The sequence below is a fragment of the Streptomyces katrae genome (assembly GCF_000717655.1).
In the GTDB taxonomy this organism is placed as follows: Bacteria; Actinomycetota; Actinomycetes; order Streptomycetales; family Streptomycetaceae; genus Streptomyces; species Streptomyces katrae_B.
In genome coordinates this window covers 42,557-61,716 of record NZ_JNZY01000027.1, presented here as the reverse complement: position 1 = coordinate 61,716, position 19,160 = coordinate 42,557, and the positions used below count along the sequence as shown (strand labels likewise).

Sequence of the window (19,160 nt, the reverse complement as noted above, 5' to 3'; positions counted from 1 at the left end):
GCGAGAACCAGCCCCCCCCATCGGCCGGAACCGCTTTTCCCCCTGGTCGGCGCGACTCAGGCCGCGGCGGCTCAAGCCGGGGCGACGAATCCCGACTCGTACGCCGCGATCACGGCCTGGGTCCGGTCCCGCGCCCCCAGCTTGCCCAGAATCGCGCTCACATGGGACTTCACCGTTTCCGTGCCGACGATCAGCTCCTTGGCGATCTCGACGTTCGTCAGCCCGCGTGCCATCAGCCGCAGCACCGCCTCCTCCCGCTCGGTCAGCGCGGCCCGCTCCAGCACCGCCCGCGCCTGCCGGTTCCCGTACTCGGCGGCCAGCGCCCGCACGGCCGCCGGGAACAGCAGCGTCTCGCCCTCAGCCACCAGCCGTACCGCGTGCACGATCTCGGAGGGGCGGGCCCGCTTCAGCAGGAACCCGTCCGCCCCGGCCCGCAGCGCCTGGTACACGTACTCGTCGTTCTCGAACGTGGTCACCACGAGGATCTTCGGAGGGGAGTCCACGGTCCGCAGCACGGCCCGCGTCGCCTCGATCCCGTCGAGCAGCGGCATCCGCACGTCCATGGCCACCACGTCCGGCCTCAGCTGCCGCACGAGCGGGACGACGGAGGCTCCGTCGGCCGCCTCACCCACCACTTCGATGTCGGGCTGGGCATCCAGGACGGCACGCAGACCCGCGCGCACCAGGGGTTCGTCATCGACGAGCAGAACGGTGACCGGCATCCGGTCAGCGTATTCGCTCCAGCGGTAGTCGGGCGCGCACTCTCCAACCGCCCTCGAACGGCCCGGTCTCGGCCTCGCCGCCGAGCAGTGCGGCCCGCTCCCGCATCCCGCGCAGCCCGCTCCCCCTGCCGGGGATGAAGGCGGGCCCGTCCGGCAGCGGGTTCGTGACCTCCATGTCCAGCCTGCCGACGGCCATCTCCACCCGGACCCGGACCGGCACCGGACCGCAGTGCCGCAACACGTTCGTGAGCGCCTCCTGCAGGATCCGATAGCCCTCCCGGGTGACCGGGCCCGGCAACTGCTCCAGTTGTCCCGTCAGTTGAGCGTCCACCTCCGCCCCTGAGGCCCGGGCCGACTCCAGCAGCCGGTCGGCCTCCGCCAGCGTCGGCCGCTGCGAGACGGGCTGCGCCGACTCCCGCAGGACCAGCAGCACCCGTTCCAGGTCCTCCAGCGCGGTCCGGCCCGTCTCCTCGATCGCACTCAGCGCCCGGTCGGTGAACTCCGGGTCGCCGGCTGCCCGGGCCGCCCCCGCCTGCACCACGGCCACCGTCAGAGCGTGCCCGATCGAATCGTGCAGCTCCCGCGCGATGCGAGTGCGCTCCAACAGCTGCTCGGTGCGGGCCTCCAGAGCGGTGAGCCGCTCGGCGGCCGAAGGCCCCAGCAGCCGGCGCGCGACCGCGGTGACCAGCTCGCCGAGCAGCACCACTATGACGATGAGAAGGACCAACGGCACCGGAACGAGGAGCGCGGCGGCCCAACGCGGCGGAGCGAAGGGGATCATGAGGTCCGAGCCGAGCGGGTGTCCGAGCGCCGCCGCGATCAGTTCGACCGTCACCGTCGGGAGCCATACGGTCGCGGCCATGGCGGCGAGCGCGATGACGAGCCGTGCCTCGAGCCACAACAGCGTCCGCCACCGGTCACCCCACCGCGCCGACGGCGCAGCACTGATGCCGCTGTCAGGGGTGTCGCGGTCGTGCGGCGTGAGCAGGAACTGCGCCTGCAGTCCTTCCGCCAGCCGCACCCACGGCACCAGGCCGAACGGTATGACGATGACCAACGGCATCCACGGCCACGCAGGCTCTATGAACATCCACAGGGCCAGCAGCAGCACGGGCACGCACAGATGCAACCAGCGTGAGTAGGTCACCGGTTGGAGCGGGGCACGGAGCAGTCGGTACATGCCCCCATCGTTGCAGTGTGCGACCTGGCCGCGTCTCCCCCACGTGGGGGAGACGGCACCCTCGCATGGGGGAGGGAAGGGTGTGGGACGGGCGGCGAGTCTTGAGTCATGAACAGCATCGAGATCCGAGAACTGACCAAGGAATACGGCCGGACCCGGGCCGTGGACCACCTCACCTTCGACGTAATGCCCGGGCGGGTCACCGGATTCCTCGGGCCCAACGGCGCCGGGAAGTCCACCACGATGCGCCTGCTGCTGGGCCTGGACCGGGTCACCTCCGGGACGGCCACCATCGGTGGCGCGCGGTTCACCGACCTCCCCGACCCGCTCCACCGGGTGGGCGCGCTCCTGGACGCACAGGCGGCCCACGGCGGGCGCACCGCGCGGGACCACCTGTGCCTCCTCGCCGCCGCCCATCGCATCCCGGTGCGCCGGGTCGAAGAAGTACTGGAGCAGGCCGGAATCGCCTCGGCGGGCAGGCGCCGGATCAAGACCTTCTCGCTCGGCATGCGGCAACGTCTCGGCATCGCGGCCGCGCTGCTGGGTGATCCCGCGGTGCTGCTGCTGGACGAGCCGACCAACGGCCTCGACCCCGAAGGCATCATCTGGATCCGGGAGCTGATGCGGAGCCTCGCCGCCGAGGGCCGCACGGTGCTCGTCTCCAGCCATCTGATGTCCGAGACCGCGGCGCTCGCCGACCACTTGGTCGTGCTCGGGCGGGGTCGGCTGCTGGCCGACTCCTCGATGGAGGAGTTCATCGAAGCCCGCAGCACCCCGAAGGTACGCCTGCGCACCTCCGACCCGGTCCGGCTCCGGGCCGCCCTGGCCCGGGACGGTTTCGAAATGGCGAGCGCCGACGACGGGCGCTGGACCGTGGACGGCATACGGGCCGAGCAGCTCGGCGGCATGGCAGCCCGCGAGGGCATCCCCGTACTGGAACTCTCCGACGAACGCGCCTCGCTGGAGCAGGCCTATCTCGACCTCACCGCCGACCACGCCCAGTTCGCCGCCACCCACTGACCATCCCTCTCACTCAGGAGGCTTCGCCATGAGCTCTGCCCTGCCCACCGTCCCCGTCCTGCACTCGGAATGGATCAAGATACGGTCCCTTCGCGGCACCTTCGGGGCGCTGATCGCCGTCCTCGTCGCGACGGTGGGGATCCAGGTGCTCGCGGCCGCGGCGATAGGCGAGGCCGGAGCCGGCACCATGGGGGACGATCCGCTCCTCGGGGCCTTCTACGGCATCAACTTCGGCCAGATAGCGGCCTTCGCCTTCGGGGCGAGCGCGCTGTCCGCCGAATTCCACAACGGCGCCCTCGGTACCTCGCTGACCGCGGTGCCGAACCGTACCCGCTTCTACCTGTCGAAGATCGCCGTGGTGGGTGCACTCGCCTTCGTGGTCGGCGAGGTCACCGGCCTTCTCACCTTCGTCCTGGGCCAGGTGCCGATGGGTGGGCACGCGCTCTCGCTGGGGGACCCGGGGTCTCTCCGCGCCGTGTTCGGCAGCGGTGCGTACCTCACGCTCATGGCCCTGTTCGCGGCCGGGCTGACGGCGGTGCTGCGCAGTGCTGCGGTCGTGCTGAGTGTGCTCATACCCTTCGTCGTCATGGTTCCGTTCATCATCGGCCAGGCTGCCGGCGGTGCGGCCGAGTTCCTGCCGGACCAGGCCGGGCAGCTCGTCATGCACCTGGACTCCACCGGTCGGCTCGGTCCCTGGAGCGGCCTCGGGGTGCTGGCGCTGTGGGCGCTGGCCGCGCTCGCCGGCGGCTGGACGGCGGTACGCCGACGGGACGCGTGACGCGGAGCCAGTTGTCAGTGCATCCCTGGATACTGACGGCATGACCACGGCAGAGCATCTCGACACGATCGACCGGCTCCGGACACGTGACTTCCCTGATGTCCGGAGCAGGTCCGAAGTGGGCATCAGCGGGCCCGGCTACCACCTCGCCGAGCTGGGCGGGAGCCGGTGGTACGGGGACGAGGACGCGGCCGACCGCCTGGCGCACGAGGACCAGGTGTCCGCAGAGTACGAGGCCCTGACCCAGCGGCTCGAGGAGCGGTGGGGCAAGCCCGACCGGTTCACGCTCGGCAGCCTGAAGCTGCGGGCGGAGTCCGGGGAGGTGGCGCAGCCGTGGCAGGAGATCGGCGACACGAGCGACCACCTGCACCTGTGGCGGGCCGGGGACCGCTGGGTCGCCATCTACGAGGCCCGGTGGGGGGCCGACCACTCACCGCAGCTCATGGCCGCGGTGACGGTGATCGACCCGCCCTAGGGGGTTGCCTCGGCGGCCGCGCGGAGGCGGGCGTACTCCTGGGCCATGGATTCTGCCGTCCAGTGGGCGTTGAGGCCGCTGGGGTTGGGGAGCGCCCAGATGCGGGTGGAGCCGATGGTCCGGTCCTGGGGGCCGATCTGGGCCTTGCGCTCGCCAAAAGCCGTGCGGTACGCGGTGACACCGACGACCGCCAGCCATTGCGGGCGCAGCTGTTCCACCTTGGCGGTCAGGATGCGGCCGCCCTCGCGGAACTCCTCGGCGCTCAGCTCGTCGGCCCGGGCCGTGGCGCGGGCCACGACGTTGGTGATGCCGAGTCGGTAGGCCAGCAGCTCCTCCTGCTCCGCGGGGGCGAAGCGTCGCGGAGTGAAACCGGACAGGTGCAGGACGGGCCAGAAACGATTGCCGGGGCGGGCGAAGTGATGGCCCGTCGCGGCGGAGAGGAGACCCGGGTTGATCCCGCAGAACAGCACGCGCAGACCGCCCGCGACCACGTCCGGGATGACGCGGTCACGGGCGGCGCTCAGCTCCTCGGGGGTCAGAGGATCGACCCCGGCGTGTACCCGGCTGCCTCCGGGTGCTGCTTGGCGATCGCCTCGATACGGGAGACCACCGCGGCGACCTGGTCACCGGCGGCGCCCGTGAAGGACAGCTTGTCGGCCATCAGGGCGTCGAGCTGGGCCCGGTCGAGCGGCATGCGCTCGTCGGCGGCCAGCTTGTCCAGCAACTCGTTGCGCTCGGCGCCCTGCTCGCGCATGGCGAGCGCGGAGGCCACCGCGTGCTCCTTGATGACCTCGTGCGCGGCCTCGCGGCCGACACCCGCCCGCACCGCGCCCATCAGGACCTTGGTGGTCGCGAGGAACGGCAGGTAGCGGTCCAGCTCGCGGGCCACGACCGCCGGGAAGGCGCCGAATTCGTCGAGGACGGTCAGGAAGGTCTCGAGCAGGCCGTCGAACGCGAAGAACGCGTCGGGCAGGGCCACCCGGCGGACCACGGAGCAGGAGACGTCGCCCTCGTTCCACTGGTCGCCCGCCAGCTCGCCGGTCATCGAGGCGTAGCCGCGCAGGATGACCATCAGGCCGTTGACGCGCTCGCAGGAGCGGGTGTTCATCTTGTGCGGCATCGCGGAGGAGCCGACCTGGCCGGGCTTGAAGCCCTCGGTGACCAGCTCGTGGCCGGCCATCAGGCGGATCGTCTTCGCGATCGACGAGGGGGCGGCGGCCAGCTGCACCAGCGCGGTGACCACGTCGTAGTCGAGCGAGCGGGGGTAGACCTGGCCGACCGAGGTGAAGGCCTGGGCGAAGCCGAGGTGGGCGGCGATCCGCTGCTCCAGGTCGGCGAGCTTGGCGGCGTCGCCGCCGAGCAAGTCGAGCATGTCCTGGGCGGTGCCGACCGGGCCCTTGATCCCGCGCAGCGGGTAGCGGCCGAGCAGGTCCTCCAGGCGGTCGTAGGCGACCAGCAGCTCGTCGGCCGCGGTGGCGAAGCGCTTGCCCAGGGTCGTCGCCTGCGCGGCGACGTTGTGGGAGCGGCCGGCCATGACCAGCTCGGCGTGCTCGCCGGCCAGCTTGCCGAGACGCGCCAGGACGGCGACCGTGCGGTCGCGGGCCAGCTCCAGCGAGAGCCGGATCTGCAGCTGCTCGACGTTCTCGGTGAGGTCGCGGGAAGTCATGCCCTTGTGGACGTGCTCGTGGCCGGCGAGGGCGTTGAACTCCTCGATGCGGGCCTTCACGTCGTGCCGGGTGACCTTCTCGCGCTCGGCGATGGAGGCGAGGTCGACCGTCTCCAGGACACGCTCGTAGTCGGCGAGGGCGGCGTCCGGGACGTCGATGCCGAGGTCCTTCTGGGCGCGGAGGACGGCGAGCCACAGCCGCCGCTCCAGCGTCACCTTGTACTCGGGGGACCACAGGACGGCGAGCTCCGCGGAGGCGTAGCGGCCGGCCAGGACATTGGGGATGCGGGGCTTGGCTGTCACGTGTAGGGATTCTACTTGGGCCGCAGCTGTGCGTTTACGCAGGTAGGGACCCCGCCCCGGATTGTGTCTTGCTACGAGAGCCGCTCGCCCGCGACGGCCTCGTACGGCAGCAGCTCCGGGCGCTTGGCCGGGCGGCCGTCCCCCGAGGAGCGGCCCGTCAGCCGGCGGCCTACCCAGGGCAGCAGGTGCTGCCGCGCGAAGCTCAGGTCCTGCGAGCGGCGCACGGCCCAGCCCGGGGGCACCGCGGGCGGGAGGGCGGCGCGCCAGTCCTGCTCGGGCGGCAGGCCCAGCGTCTGCCAGACCGCCTCGGCCACCCGGCGGTGGCCCTCGGGCGTCAGGTGCAGCCGGTCGACGTCCCACATGCGGGGGTCGGCGAGTACGGCGGCCCCGTACAGGTCCACCACCAGGGCTCCGTGCCGGGCGGCGAGCTCCTCGATGAGGGCGAAGAGCTCCTCCATGCGCGGCCGGAAACGGTCCATCACCGGCCCGTTGCGCCCCGGGGAGCGCATCAGCACCAGCGTCTTGCAGGTGGGCGCCAGCAGCCCCACGGCCTCCTCGAGGTGCCCGCGCACCCGGCCCATGTCGACCTTCGGACGCAGCGCGTCGTTGAGGCCTCCCACCAGGGTCACCACATCGGCGCGCATCGCCGCCGCGGCCGGGACCTGGTCCTCGGCTATCTGCCCGATCAGCTTCCCGCGGACCGCGAGGTTCGCGTACCGGAACCCCGGCTCGCGCGCCGCGAGGCGGGCGGCCAGCAGATCGGCCCAGCCCCGGTAAGAGCCGTCGGGCAGCAGGTCGGACATGCCTTCGGTGAAGGAGTCGCCGACCGCGACGAACCTGGTGTAAGAGGCATTCATTTCCATGGCGGAGCGATGTTACCGCGCGGTACCCCGGCCCCGCAGGGCCGGGGCGCCGGCAACCGGCAGCACCGGGTCGAACCCGCGCGCGCAAGCCGTGTCAGGCGGAGGCCGGCCTGCCGAACAGCTCGCGCAGCACGTCTTCCATCGTCACCAGCCCCGTCATCGCCCCGTCCGCCCCGAGCACCGCCGCCAGGTGCGTCCGGCTGCGCCGCATCGCGGTCAGCACGTCGTCCAGCGGCGTCTGCGTCCGCACCTGGGCGATCGGGCGCAGCGCGGACACCGGGAACGCCTCGTCCCGCTCCGGTCCGTTCGCGTCCAAGGCGTCCTTGACGTGCAGGTATCCGAGGATCCTCGCCTGGGCGTCGATCACCGGGAAGCGGGAGTACCCGGACTCGGCCGACAACCGCTCCAGCCCCGCCGGCGTGAGGCCCTCCCGGGCCACGACGACCCCGTGCAGCGGCAGCACCACGTCGTTGACCGGCCGGCGGCCCAGCTCCAGGGCGTCGTGCAGCCGCTCGCTCGCCCGGCCGTCGATCAGCCCCGCCTCGCTGGAGTCCTGCACGATCCGCGCCAGCTCGTCGTCCGTGAAGGTCGCCGAGACCTCGTCCTTCACGTCCACCCTCAGCAGCCGCAGCAGGAGGCTGGCGAAGGCGTTGATCGCAAAGATCACCGGCTTGAGCGCCCGCGTCAGGGTCACCAGCGGCGGACCGAGCAGCAGCGCGGTGCGCACCGGCTCGGAGAGGGCCACGTTCTTCGGCAGCATCTCGCCGAAGAGCATGTGCAGGTACGTCGCCAGCGCCAGCGCCACCACGAACGAGATCGCGTGTGTCAGCCCGGACGGCACCCCGAACAGGTCGAACAGCGGGGTCAGCAGGTGTGCGATGGCCGGTTCGGCCACCACGCCCAGGACCAGGGTGCACAGCGTGATGCCGAGCTGCGCCGCCGCCATCAGCGCCGACACGTGCTCCAGCGCCCACAGCACGGCGCGGGCCCGCCGGTCGCCCTGGTCGGCGTACGGCTCGATCTGGCTGCGCCGCACCGAGATCAGCGCGAACTCCGCGCCGACGAAGAAGGCGTTGACGACCAGGGTCGCCAGGCCGATCAGCAGTTGGAGCACCGTCATCGGGCCCCCTCCCCACCCTTGTCCTGCGACGGCTCGACGGGCGCGTGCAGCAGCACCCGCGCCGCCCGCCGTCCGCTGGCGTCCACCACGTCGATCCGCCAGCCGCCCAGCTCCATGCTGTCGCCGACGGCCGGGATCCGGCCCAGCTCGGTCGCTATCAGCCCGGCCAGCGTCTCGTACGGGCCGTCCGGCACGCGCAGTCCGATCCGCTCCAGCTGATCGGTGCGCGCGGCGCCGTCGGCGGAGTAGAGGCGGCGCCCGGAGGCGTCCGTACCGGCCGGGGCCAGATCCGGGGTCTCGTGCGGGTCGTGCTCGTCGCGCACCTCGCCGACGACCTCCTCGACGATGTCCTCCAGGGTGACGACGCCGGCCGTGCCGCCGTACTCGTCGATCACCACGGCCATCGTCTGGCGGCCGGACAGCAGGTCCAGCAGCCGGTCCACGGTCAGCGACTCCGGCACCAGCAGCGGTTGGCGCAGCAGCTGGGAGACGGGCCGGCGGCGCCGCTCCTCGGCGTGCAGCGCGAGCACGTCCTTGATGTGGACCGTGCCGACGACGGTGTCGAGGCTGCCCCGGTAGACCGGGAAGCGGGACAGGCCGGTCGCCAGCGTCGCGTTCGCCACGTCCTCGGCGGTGGTCTGCACGTCGAGGGCGGTGACCTGGACGCGCGGGGTCATCACGTTCTCCGCGGTCAGGTCGGCCAGGTTCAGGGTCCGTACGAACAGCTCGGCGGTGTCCTTCTCCAGCGCGCCCGCCTTGGCGGAGTGCCGGGCCAGCGCCACCAGCTCCTGCGGGGTGCGCGCGGAGGCCAGCTCCTCGGCCGGTTCCATGCCGAACCGGCGGACCATGTGGTTCGCCGTGCTGTTGAGATGGCTGATGAACGGCCGGAAGGCGCGGCTGAAGACCCGCTGCATGGTGGCCACCCGCTTGGCGATGGCCAACGGGGACGAGATCGCCCAGTTCTTGGGCACCAGCTCGCCGACGACCATCAGGACGACGGTCGACAGCACCGTGCCGAGGATCAGGGCGGTGGAGGAGGCGGCTGCGGCCGACAGCCCCATGGCCTCGAAGGGGCCCTGGAGCAGGGCGGCGATCGACGGTTTGGAGATCATGCCGATGACCAGGCCGGTCACGGTGATGCCGAGCTGGGCCCCGGAGAGCTGGAACGTCAGGCTGCGCACGGCCGCCCGGGCGCTCTCGGCCCCGCGCTCGCCGCGCTCGACGGCTTGGTCGAGCTCGCTGCGCTCGACGGTGGTCAGCGAGAACTCGGCCGCGACGAAGGCTCCGCAGGCAAGGCAGAGCAGCAGCGCCACGAGGAGCAGGAGCACTTCGGTCATCGGTCGGTCACCTCCATTCCATGATCAGCCAGGAGGAGGGGTATCGCGCGATGTCGGGTACTGGGGGGCTCGCCCATGGGCGGACGCTCACACCTTTCGATCGGGTCGGTCGGCTTGCTGTCCACAAGGGTAAAGTACGGGCAAAGAGAGCGGATCATTCTTTTGGCGGAGCGCACCCGGATGATGGGATCCGGACATGAGCGATCTTCACATCGGTCCCGCGCCGGCCGCCGATCTCACCGCCGTGCTCGACTTCTGGAAGACCGCTGCCGAGGGAACGAGTATCAGCGACGACCTCGCCGGGGTCGAGCAGCTCCACGCCCGCGATCCGCACGCCCTGTTGCTCGCCCGGCGCGAAGGTGAACTGGTCGGCACCGTGATCGCCGGCTTCGACGGCTGGCGCTGCCACCTCTACCGGCTCGCGGTCCACCCGGCACACCGCCGCCGGGGCATCGGATCGGCGCTGCTGGCCGCCGCGGAGGAGCGCTTCGCCGCGCTCGGCGGCCGGCGGGCGGACGCGATGGTGCTGGACCGCAACGAGCGGGCGCACGGGGCGTGGGACGCGGCCGGGTACCACCCCGAGGAGCACTGGACGCGCTGGGTCAAACCGCTGGGCGGCTGAGGCCCGGCGGGCAGGGCCCGGCCCGCCGGGCGCCGCAAACCCCCTACGCAGGACCGCGGCGGGCGGAACCGATCACGCAGTACGAGGTGGGCAACGCCGGTCCGCGCTCGGGCAGCCGGAAACTGCGGTACGAGACGGCCCGGAAGCCCGCGGCCTCGATCGCGGCGACCGGGTCCCGGGACGTGTGGCACCCGCCGAAGAGGTGGGGCCACACGGTCCGGTCCAGCGTGCGCTGGACGGCGGACATGCCGGGGGTGGGCGCCCGGCCGTGCTCGAAGAAGCGGAGCTCGGCGTCGGGGCGCAGCACCCGGTGGAGCTCCGCGAGCGAGCGGGGCAGGTCCCGTACGGTGCACAGCACGAGGGAGGCGACGGCGGCGTCGAAGGCCTCGCTCTTGACCGGGAGGGCCTCGGCGACGCCCGGCACGACGTCGACGGGGACCTCGGCGCGCAGGGCGGCGTCGGCCGCGAGCCGCCGCAGGCTCCGTTCCGGTTCGACGGCGACGACCTCGCAGACGGCGCGGGGATAGTGGGCGAAGTTGAGGCCGTTGCCCGCGCCGATCTCGATGACCCGGCCGGACACCCCGTGCAGGAGCTCGCCGCGGAGGCGGGCGATGCCTCCGCGGGTGTCGGCGGTGGTGCTGAACCGGGCGTAGAACCGGGCGAAGAGCGGGTGGTCGACGGAATCCGGGCCTTGGTGCGGTGTGGCCATGGCGGGCCTCCGGGGCGGGGTCGGCGGGTGCGGTTGCCCTGCTGGGCTGTTCCCCCTCCGGGCGGCCCGCAAAACCGCCTCCGGCGGGACGGACCGTCTCACGCGGCCCCACGTCACTGCCCGTCGGGGACGACCGCCCGCACGGGGATTGAGTACGCGTACTCAGGAGCCCGGGACCTGACGTGGGGACAATCGGGGGATCCGCCCCGCATGCCGGGGCCCGCCCAGGGAAAGTGGAGACCTGTGACATCCCGTACCACCACCGCCGGCGCGGTGCTGTTCGCCGCAGGACTGCTCGTACTGACCGCCTGCGGTACCACGGTGTCCGGGAGCGGCGCTGCTGCGGACCCGTCCCCGGTGCCGGCGACCGGGCAGACCCCGGACTACGCCGCCCGGGCGGCGGCCGCCGTGGCCCGCCACGACAAGCTCTTCCCCGAGGTGGCCGAGCTGTGCCGGGGCAAGGCGGGCTCGGCCCCGACCGGGTCGGCCACGCCGGGTGAACTGCCCACGGACCCGGAGGCGCGCAAGTACGCGGAGAACCACGCGTACAAGAACGAGGCCACGCTCACGCCTGCGGCCAAGTGCCGGGGCGACGCGCACGCCGCGCGGATCAACAAGGCGCTGGGCGGTTCCGACGGGAAGGGCGCACCGAAGTCGACGGAGGAGCTCAGCGGGCTCCTGACCGGGATGGGCTACAAGCCGGAGGCCGGGGACGTGTACGCATCGAGCACGGGCAACCTTTCGTTCGTCCTGTCGATCCCGGAGAGCGGCCCGTGTGTGACGGGCCGTCTGACCCCGCCCATGAGCGTGAAGGCGCACGGGGCGTACATGGAGGGCGGCTGCCACGAGCCCCGCGGCGGCCACTGAACGCACCGCGGACGGAAGCCCGGCGGGCCGCTGGGCGCCGCCGGGCCGATGGGGTCCGGGTCCGGGATCAGGGCTGCCAGGCCGTCAGGAACGACTCGGCGGACCAGGTGCCCGCCAGGGCGGGGGACAGCCAGGTGGGTGCCGCCGTACGGAACGACTCCGGGGACAGGGACCCCGAAGCCTCCGGGACGGCGCCCAGCAGCGGCAGCCCCGAGGACGACGGGAGGTCCGCCAGGTTGCAGCGGCAGGCCAGGTCCGGCTCGGCCGGCCAGCTGCCGATGACCACGCCCAGGGCCTCCAGCTCCCGGGCCCGGAGGGCCTCGGCCGTCAGGGTCGTGGAGTTGAGGGTGCCGAGGGCCGCCGGGGCGACCACCAGCACCGGGGCCCCGAGCAGGCGGGCCGCATCGGCCAGCGTGTGGCCCGCCTCGTCGAAGCGGACCAGGAGGCCGCCCGCGCCCTCCACCAGGACCAGGTCGTGGGACCGGGCGAGCCGGCTCGCCGCCTCCGCGACGGCGGTCGGCGAGACCGTGGGCAGTCCCGCCCGGCGGGCCGCCGTGTCGGGGGCCAACGGCTCCGGATAGCGGGCCAGTTCCACCGCCGTGACCGTCGGGCCCGCCAGGCGGACCGCTTCCGCCGCGTCGCCCGGCTCGGTCGCGTCCACGCCGGTCTGCGCGGGCTTGAGGACCGCCACCGAGCGGCCCGCCGCCACCGCGGCCGCCGCGATCGCCGACGTGACGACCGTCTTGCCGATCTCCGTGCCCGTGCCCGAGACCATCAGTACCGGCATGTCAGCCCTCCTCCGCCGCCGCGCACACCGCACGGCAGATGCGCGCCACGTCGCCGTCGCCCGTGACGAACGGGGGCATCACGTAGATCAGGTCCCTGAACGGGCGCACCCACACGCCTTCGCGGACCGCTGCCCGGGTCGCCGCGGCCACGTCGACCTCGTGGGTCAGCTGGACCACGCCGATCGCGCCCAGGACGCGTACGTCCCGGACACCGGGCAGGTTCCGCGCGGGCGCCAGGCCCTCCTGCAGGCCCGCCTCGATGCGCTTGACCTCACGCTGCCAGTCCTGGCCGAGCAGCAGGTCGATCGAGGCCAGCGCCACTGCCGTGGCGAGCGGGTTGCCCATGAACGTCGGCCCGTGCGCGAGGACCGGGACGGCGCCCCTGCTGATCCCGTTCGCCACCCGCTCCGTGCACAGCGTCGCCGCCAGCGTGAGGTAACCGCCGGTCAGAGACTTGCCCAGGCACATCACATCCGGGGTCATCCCCGCGTGGTCCGCCGCGAACAGCGCGCCGGTGCGGCCGAAGCCCGTCGCGATCTCGTCCAGGATGAGCAGGACGTCGTACTCGTCGCACAGTTCGCGCAGGACCCGCAGGTAGCCCGGGTTGTGGAAGCGCATGCCGCCCGCGCCCTGGACCACCGGTTCCACGATCACCGCGGCCAGCTCGTCCGCGTGCGCGGAGAGCAGGGAGCGCAGGTGGTCGACGTACGCCGGGTCCACCGGCGCGTCGAAGCCGCTCGGCGGCACGTCGGCGAACAACTGGCGCGGGAGGATCCCCGACCAGAGCTCGTGCATGCCGCCCTCGGGATCGCAGACCGCCATGGGCGTCCAGGTGTCCCCGTGGTATCCGCCGCGCCAGGTCAGCAGCCTGGTCTTGCCGGGCCTGCCGATGGAGCGCCAGTACTGGAGGCACATCTTCACCGCGACCTCGACCGAGACCGAGCCCGAGTCGGCGAGGAAGACGTGCTCCAGGCCCGGCGGGGTGATCTCGACCAGCCGGGCGGCCAGCCGGACGGCGGGCTCGTGGGTGAGCCCGCCGAACATCACGTGGGACATGCGGCCGAGCTGGCCGGTCACGGCCTCGTTCAGGACCGGGTGGTTGTACCCGTGGATCGCCGACCACCAGGAGGACATGCCGTCGACCAGCTCGTCCTGGCCCTGGGAGGGCTCGGCCAGCCGCAGCCGGACGCCCGAGGCGGAGGAGACGACCAGCGGCTCCTGCCGCCCGGGCATCGGGCCGTACGGGTGCCAGACGTGCTGCCGGTCCAGCGCGAGCAGTTCGGCGGCGGGCATCGCGTGGTGCTGGTCAGGCATTGGGCGCGAGATCCGTTCCCGCGCCCCGGCGGCGGACCGCCACCAGGTCCGAGCGGACCTCGCCCGCCGAAGCCTGAGCCGGAGCCTGCACCGACGCCGGCACCGGCGCCTGCGCCGCGGCCTGCGCCGGGACGGCCTCGTGCTCGTGCCCCGAGCAGCCGCCGCACGCCGAGCCGCAGCCCGCCTCGGCCGCCGAGGAGCCGCACGGCCCCTGGGCCGCGGCGGCCGCGGCCACCGCGTCCGCCCGGTGCGCCGGGAGGGTCGTCGTACCGGCGCCCTCCACCTCGAAACCGGCGTCCGCGATCATGTCGAGGTCGGCCTGGCCCGCCTGGCCCTCACTGGTGAGGTAGTCGCCGAGGAAGATCGAGTTGGCGATGTTCAGGGCGAGCGGCTGCATCGAGCGCAGGTGCACCTCGCGGCCGCCGGCGATCCGGACCTCCACGTCGGGGCAGACGAACCGGACCATCGCCAGGATTCGCAGGCAGCGCTGCGGGGTGAGGTTCCACTCCTTGGCCAGCGGGGTGCCCTCGAAGGGGATCAGGAAGTTGACGGGCACCGAGTCGGAGTCGAGCTCGCGCAGCGAGAAGACGACGTCGACCAGGTCCTCGTCGCTCTCGCCCATGCCCGCGATGAGACCGGAGCAGGCGGACAGGCCCGCCGCGTGCGCCTTCTGTACCGTGTCGACCCGGTCCGCGTAGGTGTGGGTCTTGGTGATCTGGCCGTACGTGGCCTCGGACGTGTTCAGGTTGTGGTTGTAGGCGTCGGCGCCCGCGTCCTTCAGGCGCTCGGCCTGGCCGTCCGAGAGCAGGCCGAGGCACGCGCACACCTCGACGCCCTCGTTCTGCTCCTTGATCGCCTCGATCGTCTTGCCGACCCGCTCGACGTCGCGGTCCGTCGGGCCGCGCCCGCTCGCCACCAGGCACACGCGCTTCGCGCCGCCCGCGACACCGGCCGCCGCGGCCTGGGAGGCCTCGTCAGGCTTGAGCCACGTGTACTTGAGGATCTCCGCCTTCGATCCCAGGCGCTGGGAGCAGTAGGAGCAGTCCTCGGGGCACAGCCCGGACTTCAGGTTGACCAGGTAGTTCAGCTTGACCCGACGCCCGAACCACTGGCGGCGCACCTTGCCGGCCGCGGCCACCACGTCGAGCAGTTCGTCGTCAGAGGTCGCCAGTACGGCGAGCGCCTCTTCGCGGGTCGGCAGCTCGCGCCGCAGCCCCTTGTCCACCAGGGTGTTCAGCAGGTCCATGACGCCGATCCTGGACCACACGAGCACTCCCGGCCAAGGAGAGATCGCACAACATGGCCGGAACGGAGTGTGTGTATCGCCACACCTGGCACTTGGGTGACGGCCGTTAGGGTCAGGCACGCCTGTGGACAGCCGACAAAACACGAGGACCCGCCGATGCCCCAGCAGAGCCCCGAGCCCGAAGACGTGTTCGCCTGGATCGACGACGCGGAGCGGGCCCGTGAGAAGGCCGGGCTCGTCCGGACGCTGCGCCCCCGGCCTGCGTCCTCGCCGCTGCTGGACCTCGCGAGCAACGACTACCTCGGACTGTCCCGGCACCCCGAGACCGTGCGCGGCGCGCGCGAGGCGGCCGAGCGGTGGGGCGCCGGAGCCACGGGATCGCGCCTGGTGACCGGTACGACCGAGCTCCATGCGGAGCTCGAGCGGGAGCTCGCGGCCTTCTGCGGGTTCGAGGCGGCGCTCGTCCTGTCCTCCGGCTACGCCGCCAACCTGGCGGCCGTCACCGCGCTCAGCGACCGGGGCACCCTCGTCGTGTCCGACGCCGGCAACCACGCCTCGATCGTCGACGGCTGCCGGCTCTCGCGCGCCGGGACCGAGGTGATCCCGCATTCCGACCCGGACGCCGCGCGCAAGACGCTCGCCACGCACGAGGGCCGGGCGCTGCTGGTCAGCGACTCGGTGTTCTCCGTGGACGGGGACGCCGCCCCGCTCGCCGCGTACGCGGCCGCCTGCCGGGAGGAGGGTGCGGCCCTGGTCGTGGACGACGCCCACGGGCTGGGCGTACTGGGGGAGGGCGGCCGCGGAGCGCTGCACGCCGCCGGACTCGCGGGCGCGCCGGGGGTGGTCGCCACCCTCACGCTCTCGAAGTCCCTGGGCAGCCAGGGCGGAGCCGTGCTCGGTCCGGCCAAGGTGATCCGGCACCTCGTCAACACGGCGCGGACCTTCATCTTCGACACCGGGCTGGCACCGGCCGCCGCGGGTGCGGCGCTGGCGAGCCTGCGCCTGCTCCGGAGGGAACCGGAGCGCGCCGGCCGGGCCCGCGAGGTGGCCGACCGGCTGTACGGGCGGCTCACCGCGTCCGGCCTGACCGCGGCCCGGCCGGACGCGGCCGTGGTGTCGGTACGGGCCCCGTCGGCTTCGGCGGCACTGCGCTGGGCCGCCGACTGCCGTGAGGCGGGTCTGTCCGTGGGATGCTTCCGTCCGCCGTCGGTGCCGGACGGCATCTCCCGGCTGCGGCTGACCGCACGGGCCGATCTCACGGGGGACGAGATCGACCGGGCCGTCGAGACGATCCTGCGGACCGCCCCGGCCGGAGCCACGGACCGCTAGGGCCTCACGCGAGTACGTCCGCGTCAGCCCGTACGGATGCGAGGAAGCCGTCCCAGGCCGGCCCGGTGAAGAGCACGGCCGGGCCGTCCGTCCGCTTCGAGTCGCGGACGGCCAGCAGGCCGCCGCCACCGAGCACGGCGGTTTCCACGCAGTTGTTCATTCCGGTGCTGCGGCTGCTCCGCCGCCACCGCGCGCTGATCAGAAGTCCGCTGGTGGAGAGGGGGGTTGCGGACACGGGGGTGCCTCCTTACGCGTCGTCAGCGAGTGAGCTGATGAGATCCGACGAGTCCTGGGGCGGGAGGGCGTGCGCCTGGATGGTGCGGAATGCGGCGCTGTACGCCTCGAGGTCTTCCTTCCGCTCCAGATAGAGGCTACTCGTCAAATGGTCGAGTACCACCACATCCAGATCGGCGATGTTCGGAAATGAGAAAATAACGAACGGTCCGGTCAGGCCGAGATGCCCCCCCACGCTGAACGGAAGTACCTGCAACCGCACTTGGGGCAGCCGGGCCACCTGCACCAGATGCCGCAATTGCGCCGCCATCACCCCGGGGCCGCCGATCTGCCGCCGCAGCACCGCCTCGTCCAGTACGGCGCTCAGCTCCAGCGGGGGATCCGCCCGCAGCACCGACTGCCGGGCCAGCCGTACGTCGACCAGGGCGTCGACCTTGGGCTCCGGCAGCCCGCCCAGCGCGGCCCGGGTCACCGCCCGCGCGTACTCTGGGGTCTGCAACAGGCCGGGCACCACGGAGAGTTCGACCGTACGGGCCGATCGGGCACCCGCCTCCAGGCTGATGAAATCCCGGTACTCCTGCGGCAGCAGCCCCCGGTAGTCGTGCCACCACTGGCGGCCGCGCACGGCGTCGCCGCCGGGAACGGGGCCGGCTGCGGAGGCCGACAGGGCCTCCAGCAGCGCCCGCTGCTCGGGGCTGACGACCTCTGCGTAGACATCGAGGAGGAGGCGGATGTCCTCCGGTTTCACGCCACTGCGCCCTGTCTCGATACGGCTGATTTTCGACTGGTGCCACCCCGCGATCCGGGCGGCCTCACCACTGGTGAGTCCGGTCCGGTCGCGCAGCGCGCGCAGTTCCTCGCCGAGCTTGCGCCGGCGCACCGCGGGACCGTGCTGCATACCCGCCTCCTTCCACCGGCACAGCTCGCACCAGTCTGCCGTCCAAATACGCTCTTCCGTAGCAGAGTTCACTGCATTGAGCGACAGATATATGCAGATCTTGGGGGAACGGCAGCACCGGCGGGACGATGGGTGGCACTCTGGCGTCCAGCACAGATCCGGGGTTTCGCCCCGGTGGGAAAGGGACTGTCGCCATGACAGACCACCAGGAAGCATCCGTCACTCTGCCGAGCGATCCCGCCTCGGTCGCCACAGCCCGCCGCTACGTCGCGGAGGTGCTCGGCGAATGGGGACTGCCCGACGAAGCCGACACCGCCGACAGTGTCCGGCTGATCGTCTCGGAGCTCGCCACCAATGCCGTGCAGCACACCTTCGGCCAGTCGCCCACCTTCACCGTGGACATCCGCCTCGAGCGCGGGGAGTGGCTCCGCGTCGGGGTGACCGACAGTCACCCGCGCTGGCCCAAGCGCCTCCCGGCCGCCGTCCAGCAGGACAACGGCCGGGGGATGGTCATCATCCGCTGGCTCACCGCCGAAGCGGGTGGCCGGCTCTCCGTCAGCCCCACCGAGGACGGCGGCAAGACCGTCTGGATCGCCGTGCCCTGGCCCGTCGGGGCTCCCGCGAAGAGCGTCACCGGCTGTTAGAGACGCGCTCAGCCCTGCCCGCGCTCCCCGGCACTGCGCTCGATGCACAGCTCGTTGCCCTCAGGATCGGCGAGCACGGCCCAGCCGGAGCCGTCCTCCCGGCGCCGGTCGTCGACCAGCTCCGCCCCGAGCGCGATGAGCCGCTCGACGGTCTCGTCCCGGGTCCCGGTGGGCGGCTGGATGTCCAGGTGGACCCGGTTCTTGACGGACTTGGCGTCCGGCACCCGGACGAACAACAGACCGGGGACCCCGGGCTGCCCCGGGTCCAGCAGGATCTCGTCGTCGCCCTCGACGTCGTCCGGGTGGATCGGGAAGCCGGTCACGGCGGACCAGAACTCGGCGGTCTTGTACGGCTCGAGCGCGTTGAAGGTGATGTGGCGGACCGGGTTGACGAACATGCAGCTCCTTGATGGCGGGTCCCGTGGCAGTGGCCGGGGGACCGTCGGTCCGGTCCGTATACGGAACCGGCTGCGGGCGGCCCGGGAGTTGAACCGGGTGCCTCCCCGAAACGTGGGTTAACGCGGCGGAAAAGCGCGGCGCCTAGCGTGGCGGGCACGGCCTTCCGTCAATGATCACCCATCCGCCGGTAAAGCGGCGGTGCTCGGGACGGAAAGCCTTTCTCTGCGTTGGGCAAGACATGCTTGGTTCGGATATGTGCAGGTCAACAAAGTGTTGAAGGTCGCTAGGGTCGGCCCGGCGCGCCGTCGATCTTGTCCTGGAAGCTTGGTGAGTTACGAGTGCAACTGACACCGCACGAGCAGGAGAGACTGCTCATCCACGTGGCCGCCGACGTGGCCGAGAAGCGCAGGGCGCGCGGGGTCCTGCTCAACCACCCCGAAGCGGTCGCCCTGATCACCTCGCACATCCTCGAAGGCGCCCGTGACGGGCGGACCGTGGCCGAACTCATGGCCTCCGGCCGCACCGTGCTCGGCCGCGCCGAGGTGATGGAGGGGATCCCCGAGATGATCCACGACGTCCAGGTCGAGGCGACCTTCCCGGACGGCACCAAGCTCGTCACCGTCCACGACCCGATCGTCTGAAGGGG

22 protein-coding genes are annotated in these 19,160 nt (G+C 72.3%); 8 read left to right on the top strand and 14 right to left on the bottom strand.

All coding sequences use genetic code 11. The annotated features are described in order from the left end of the window. Positions 1-71: 71 nt before the first annotated feature. On the bottom strand, positions 72-722 hold the full coding sequence (locus IF09_RS0128000) for a response regulator (protein WP_030300198.1): 651 nt from the start codon (positions 720-722) through the stop codon (positions 72-74). A 4-nt stretch (positions 723-726) separates the two neighbouring features. Further along, positions 727-1,902 (bottom strand): sensor histidine kinase, encoded by a 1,176-nt coding sequence (locus tag IF09_RS0127995; RefSeq protein ID WP_030300197.1) that lies wholly within the window; start codon positions 1,900-1,902, stop codon positions 727-729. Positions 1,903-2,010: 108 nt separating this feature from the next. Between IF09_RS0127995 and IF09_RS0127990 the strand changes: the two genes are divergently transcribed. Genes IF09_RS0127990 through IF09_RS0127980 form a run of 3 tightly spaced genes read left to right on the top strand, consistent with a single transcriptional unit; the run spans position 2,011 to position 4,175 of the window. Then, entirely contained in the window at positions 2,011-2,922 is a 912-nt protein-coding gene (locus IF09_RS0127990) for an ABC transporter ATP-binding protein (protein WP_030300196.1), read from the top strand. 28 nt (positions 2,923-2,950) lie between these two features. Then, the gene (locus IF09_RS0127985) at positions 2,951-3,700 is read left to right on the top strand and encodes an ABC transporter permease (RefSeq protein WP_030300195.1); all 750 of its coding nucleotides are present in this window, start codon (positions 2,951-2,953) and stop codon (positions 3,698-3,700) included. 40 nt (positions 3,701-3,740) lie between these two features. Next, positions 3,741-4,175 (top strand): hypothetical protein, encoded by a 435-nt coding sequence (locus tag IF09_RS0127980; protein ID WP_030300193.1) that lies wholly within the window; start codon positions 3,741-3,743, stop codon positions 4,173-4,175. Here the strand turns inward: IF09_RS0127980 and mug are convergent. The 5 genes from mug to IF09_RS0127955 form a co-directional block, all read right to left on the bottom strand. Continuing rightward, the gene (mug, locus tag IF09_RS0127975) at positions 4,172-4,714 is read right to left on the bottom strand and encodes a G/U mismatch-specific DNA glycosylase (protein WP_037636174.1); all 543 of its coding nucleotides are present in this window, start codon (positions 4,712-4,714) and stop codon (positions 4,172-4,174) included. The two genes, IF09_RS0127980 and mug, sit on opposite strands and share 4 nt — an antisense overlap. Next, positions 4,711-6,144, bottom strand: coding sequence for an adenylosuccinate lyase (gene purB / locus IF09_RS0127970; RefSeq protein WP_030300188.1), 1,434 nt, complete (start codon positions 6,142-6,144; stop codon positions 4,711-4,713). The genes mug and purB overlap by 4 nt, the downstream gene beginning before the upstream one ends. Positions 6,145-6,215: 71 nt before the next feature. Then, positions 6,216-7,007, bottom strand: coding sequence for an SGNH/GDSL hydrolase family protein (locus IF09_RS0127965; RefSeq protein ID WP_030300187.1), 792 nt, complete (start codon positions 7,005-7,007; stop codon positions 6,216-6,218). Between the two features lie 94 nt (positions 7,008-7,101). Beyond that, on the bottom strand, positions 7,102-8,127 hold the full coding sequence (locus IF09_RS0127960) for a hemolysin family protein (RefSeq protein WP_030300185.1): 1,026 nt from the start codon (positions 8,125-8,127) through the stop codon (positions 7,102-7,104). Next, the gene (locus IF09_RS0127955; protein WP_030300183.1) at positions 8,124-9,464 is read right to left on the bottom strand and encodes a hemolysin family protein; all 1,341 of its coding nucleotides are present in this window, start codon (positions 9,462-9,464) and stop codon (positions 8,124-8,126) included. The genes IF09_RS0127960 and IF09_RS0127955 overlap by 4 nt, the downstream gene beginning before the upstream one ends. 196 nt (positions 9,465-9,660) lie before the next feature. On the opposite strand from IF09_RS0127955, the gene IF09_RS0127950 reads away from it, so the two are divergent. Further along, positions 9,661-10,086 carry a GNAT family N-acetyltransferase gene (locus IF09_RS0127950; RefSeq protein ID WP_030300182.1) on the top strand — a complete coding sequence of 142 codons (426 nt, stop codon included), beginning with the start codon at positions 9,661-9,663 and terminating at the stop codon, positions 10,084-10,086. A 43-nt stretch (positions 10,087-10,129) separates the two neighbouring features. On the opposite strand, the gene IF09_RS0127945 is transcribed toward IF09_RS0127950, so the two are convergent. Further along, on the bottom strand, positions 10,130-10,795 hold the full coding sequence (locus tag IF09_RS0127945) for a class I SAM-dependent methyltransferase (protein WP_030300179.1): 666 nt from the start codon (positions 10,793-10,795) through the stop codon (positions 10,130-10,132). Positions 10,796-11,038: 243 nt separating this feature from the next. On the opposite strand from IF09_RS0127945, the gene IF09_RS0127940 reads away from it, so the two are divergent. Next, complete coding sequence (locus IF09_RS0127940; protein WP_030300177.1) at positions 11,039-11,662, top strand: hypothetical protein; 624 nt, start codon at positions 11,039-11,041, stop codon at positions 11,660-11,662. Between the two features lie 67 nt (positions 11,663-11,729). Here IF09_RS0127940 and bioD read toward each other — a convergent pair whose 3' ends face one another. From bioD to bioB, 3 genes are read right to left on the bottom strand one after another with little or no spacing between them, the layout of a single operon-like run. Further along, positions 11,730-12,449, bottom strand: coding sequence for a dethiobiotin synthase (bioD, locus tag IF09_RS0127935; RefSeq protein WP_030300175.1), 720 nt, complete (start codon positions 12,447-12,449; stop codon positions 11,730-11,732). A 1-nt stretch (position 12,450) separates the two neighbouring features. Next, positions 12,451-13,764 (bottom strand): adenosylmethionine--8-amino-7-oxononanoate transaminase, encoded by a 1,314-nt coding sequence (locus IF09_RS0127930; RefSeq protein ID WP_030300173.1) that lies wholly within the window; start codon positions 13,762-13,764, stop codon positions 12,451-12,453. Beyond that, on the bottom strand, positions 13,757-15,010 hold the full coding sequence (gene bioB / locus IF09_RS0127925; RefSeq protein ID WP_030300171.1) for a biotin synthase BioB: 1,254 nt from the start codon (positions 15,008-15,010) through the stop codon (positions 13,757-13,759). The genes IF09_RS0127930 and bioB overlap by 8 nt, the downstream gene beginning before the upstream one ends. 156 nt (positions 15,011-15,166) lie before the next feature. Between bioB and IF09_RS0127920 the strand changes: the two genes are divergently transcribed. Continuing rightward, positions 15,167-16,339, top strand: a complete 1,173-nt coding sequence (locus IF09_RS0127920; protein WP_030300169.1) for an 8-amino-7-oxononanoate synthase — start codon at positions 15,167-15,169, stop codon at positions 16,337-16,339. Between the two features lie 4 nt (positions 16,340-16,343). Here IF09_RS0127920 and IF09_RS0127915 read toward each other — a convergent pair whose 3' ends face one another. Beyond that, on the bottom strand, positions 16,344-16,574 hold the full coding sequence (locus IF09_RS0127915) for a DUF397 domain-containing protein (RefSeq protein ID WP_030300167.1): 231 nt from the start codon (positions 16,572-16,574) through the stop codon (positions 16,344-16,346). 12 nt (positions 16,575-16,586) lie between these two features. Continuing rightward, positions 16,587-17,471: a helix-turn-helix domain-containing protein gene (locus IF09_RS0127910; protein ID WP_030300166.1), complete on the bottom strand. Its 885-nt coding sequence runs from the start codon at positions 17,469-17,471 to the stop codon at positions 16,587-16,589. A gap of 194 nt (positions 17,472-17,665) precedes the next feature. On the opposite strand from IF09_RS0127910, the gene IF09_RS0127905 reads away from it, so the two are divergent. Then, the gene (locus tag IF09_RS0127905; RefSeq protein WP_030300164.1) at positions 17,666-18,115 is read left to right on the top strand and encodes an ATP-binding protein; all 450 of its coding nucleotides are present in this window, start codon (positions 17,666-17,668) and stop codon (positions 18,113-18,115) included. A gap of 8 nt (positions 18,116-18,123) precedes the next feature. Here the strand turns inward: IF09_RS0127905 and IF09_RS0127900 are convergent, their stop codons facing one another. Further along, positions 18,124-18,513 carry a VOC family protein gene (locus IF09_RS0127900; RefSeq protein ID WP_030300162.1) on the bottom strand — a complete coding sequence of 130 codons (390 nt, stop codon included), beginning with the start codon at positions 18,511-18,513 and terminating at the stop codon, positions 18,124-18,126. 339 nt (positions 18,514-18,852) lie between these two features. On the opposite strand from IF09_RS0127900, the gene IF09_RS0127895 reads away from it, so the two are divergent. Continuing rightward, a complete protein-coding gene (locus IF09_RS0127895) occupies positions 18,853-19,155 on the top strand; it encodes an urease subunit gamma (RefSeq protein WP_030300160.1) in 303 nt (100 codons plus the stop codon). Positions 19,156-19,160 lie beyond the last annotated feature (5 nt).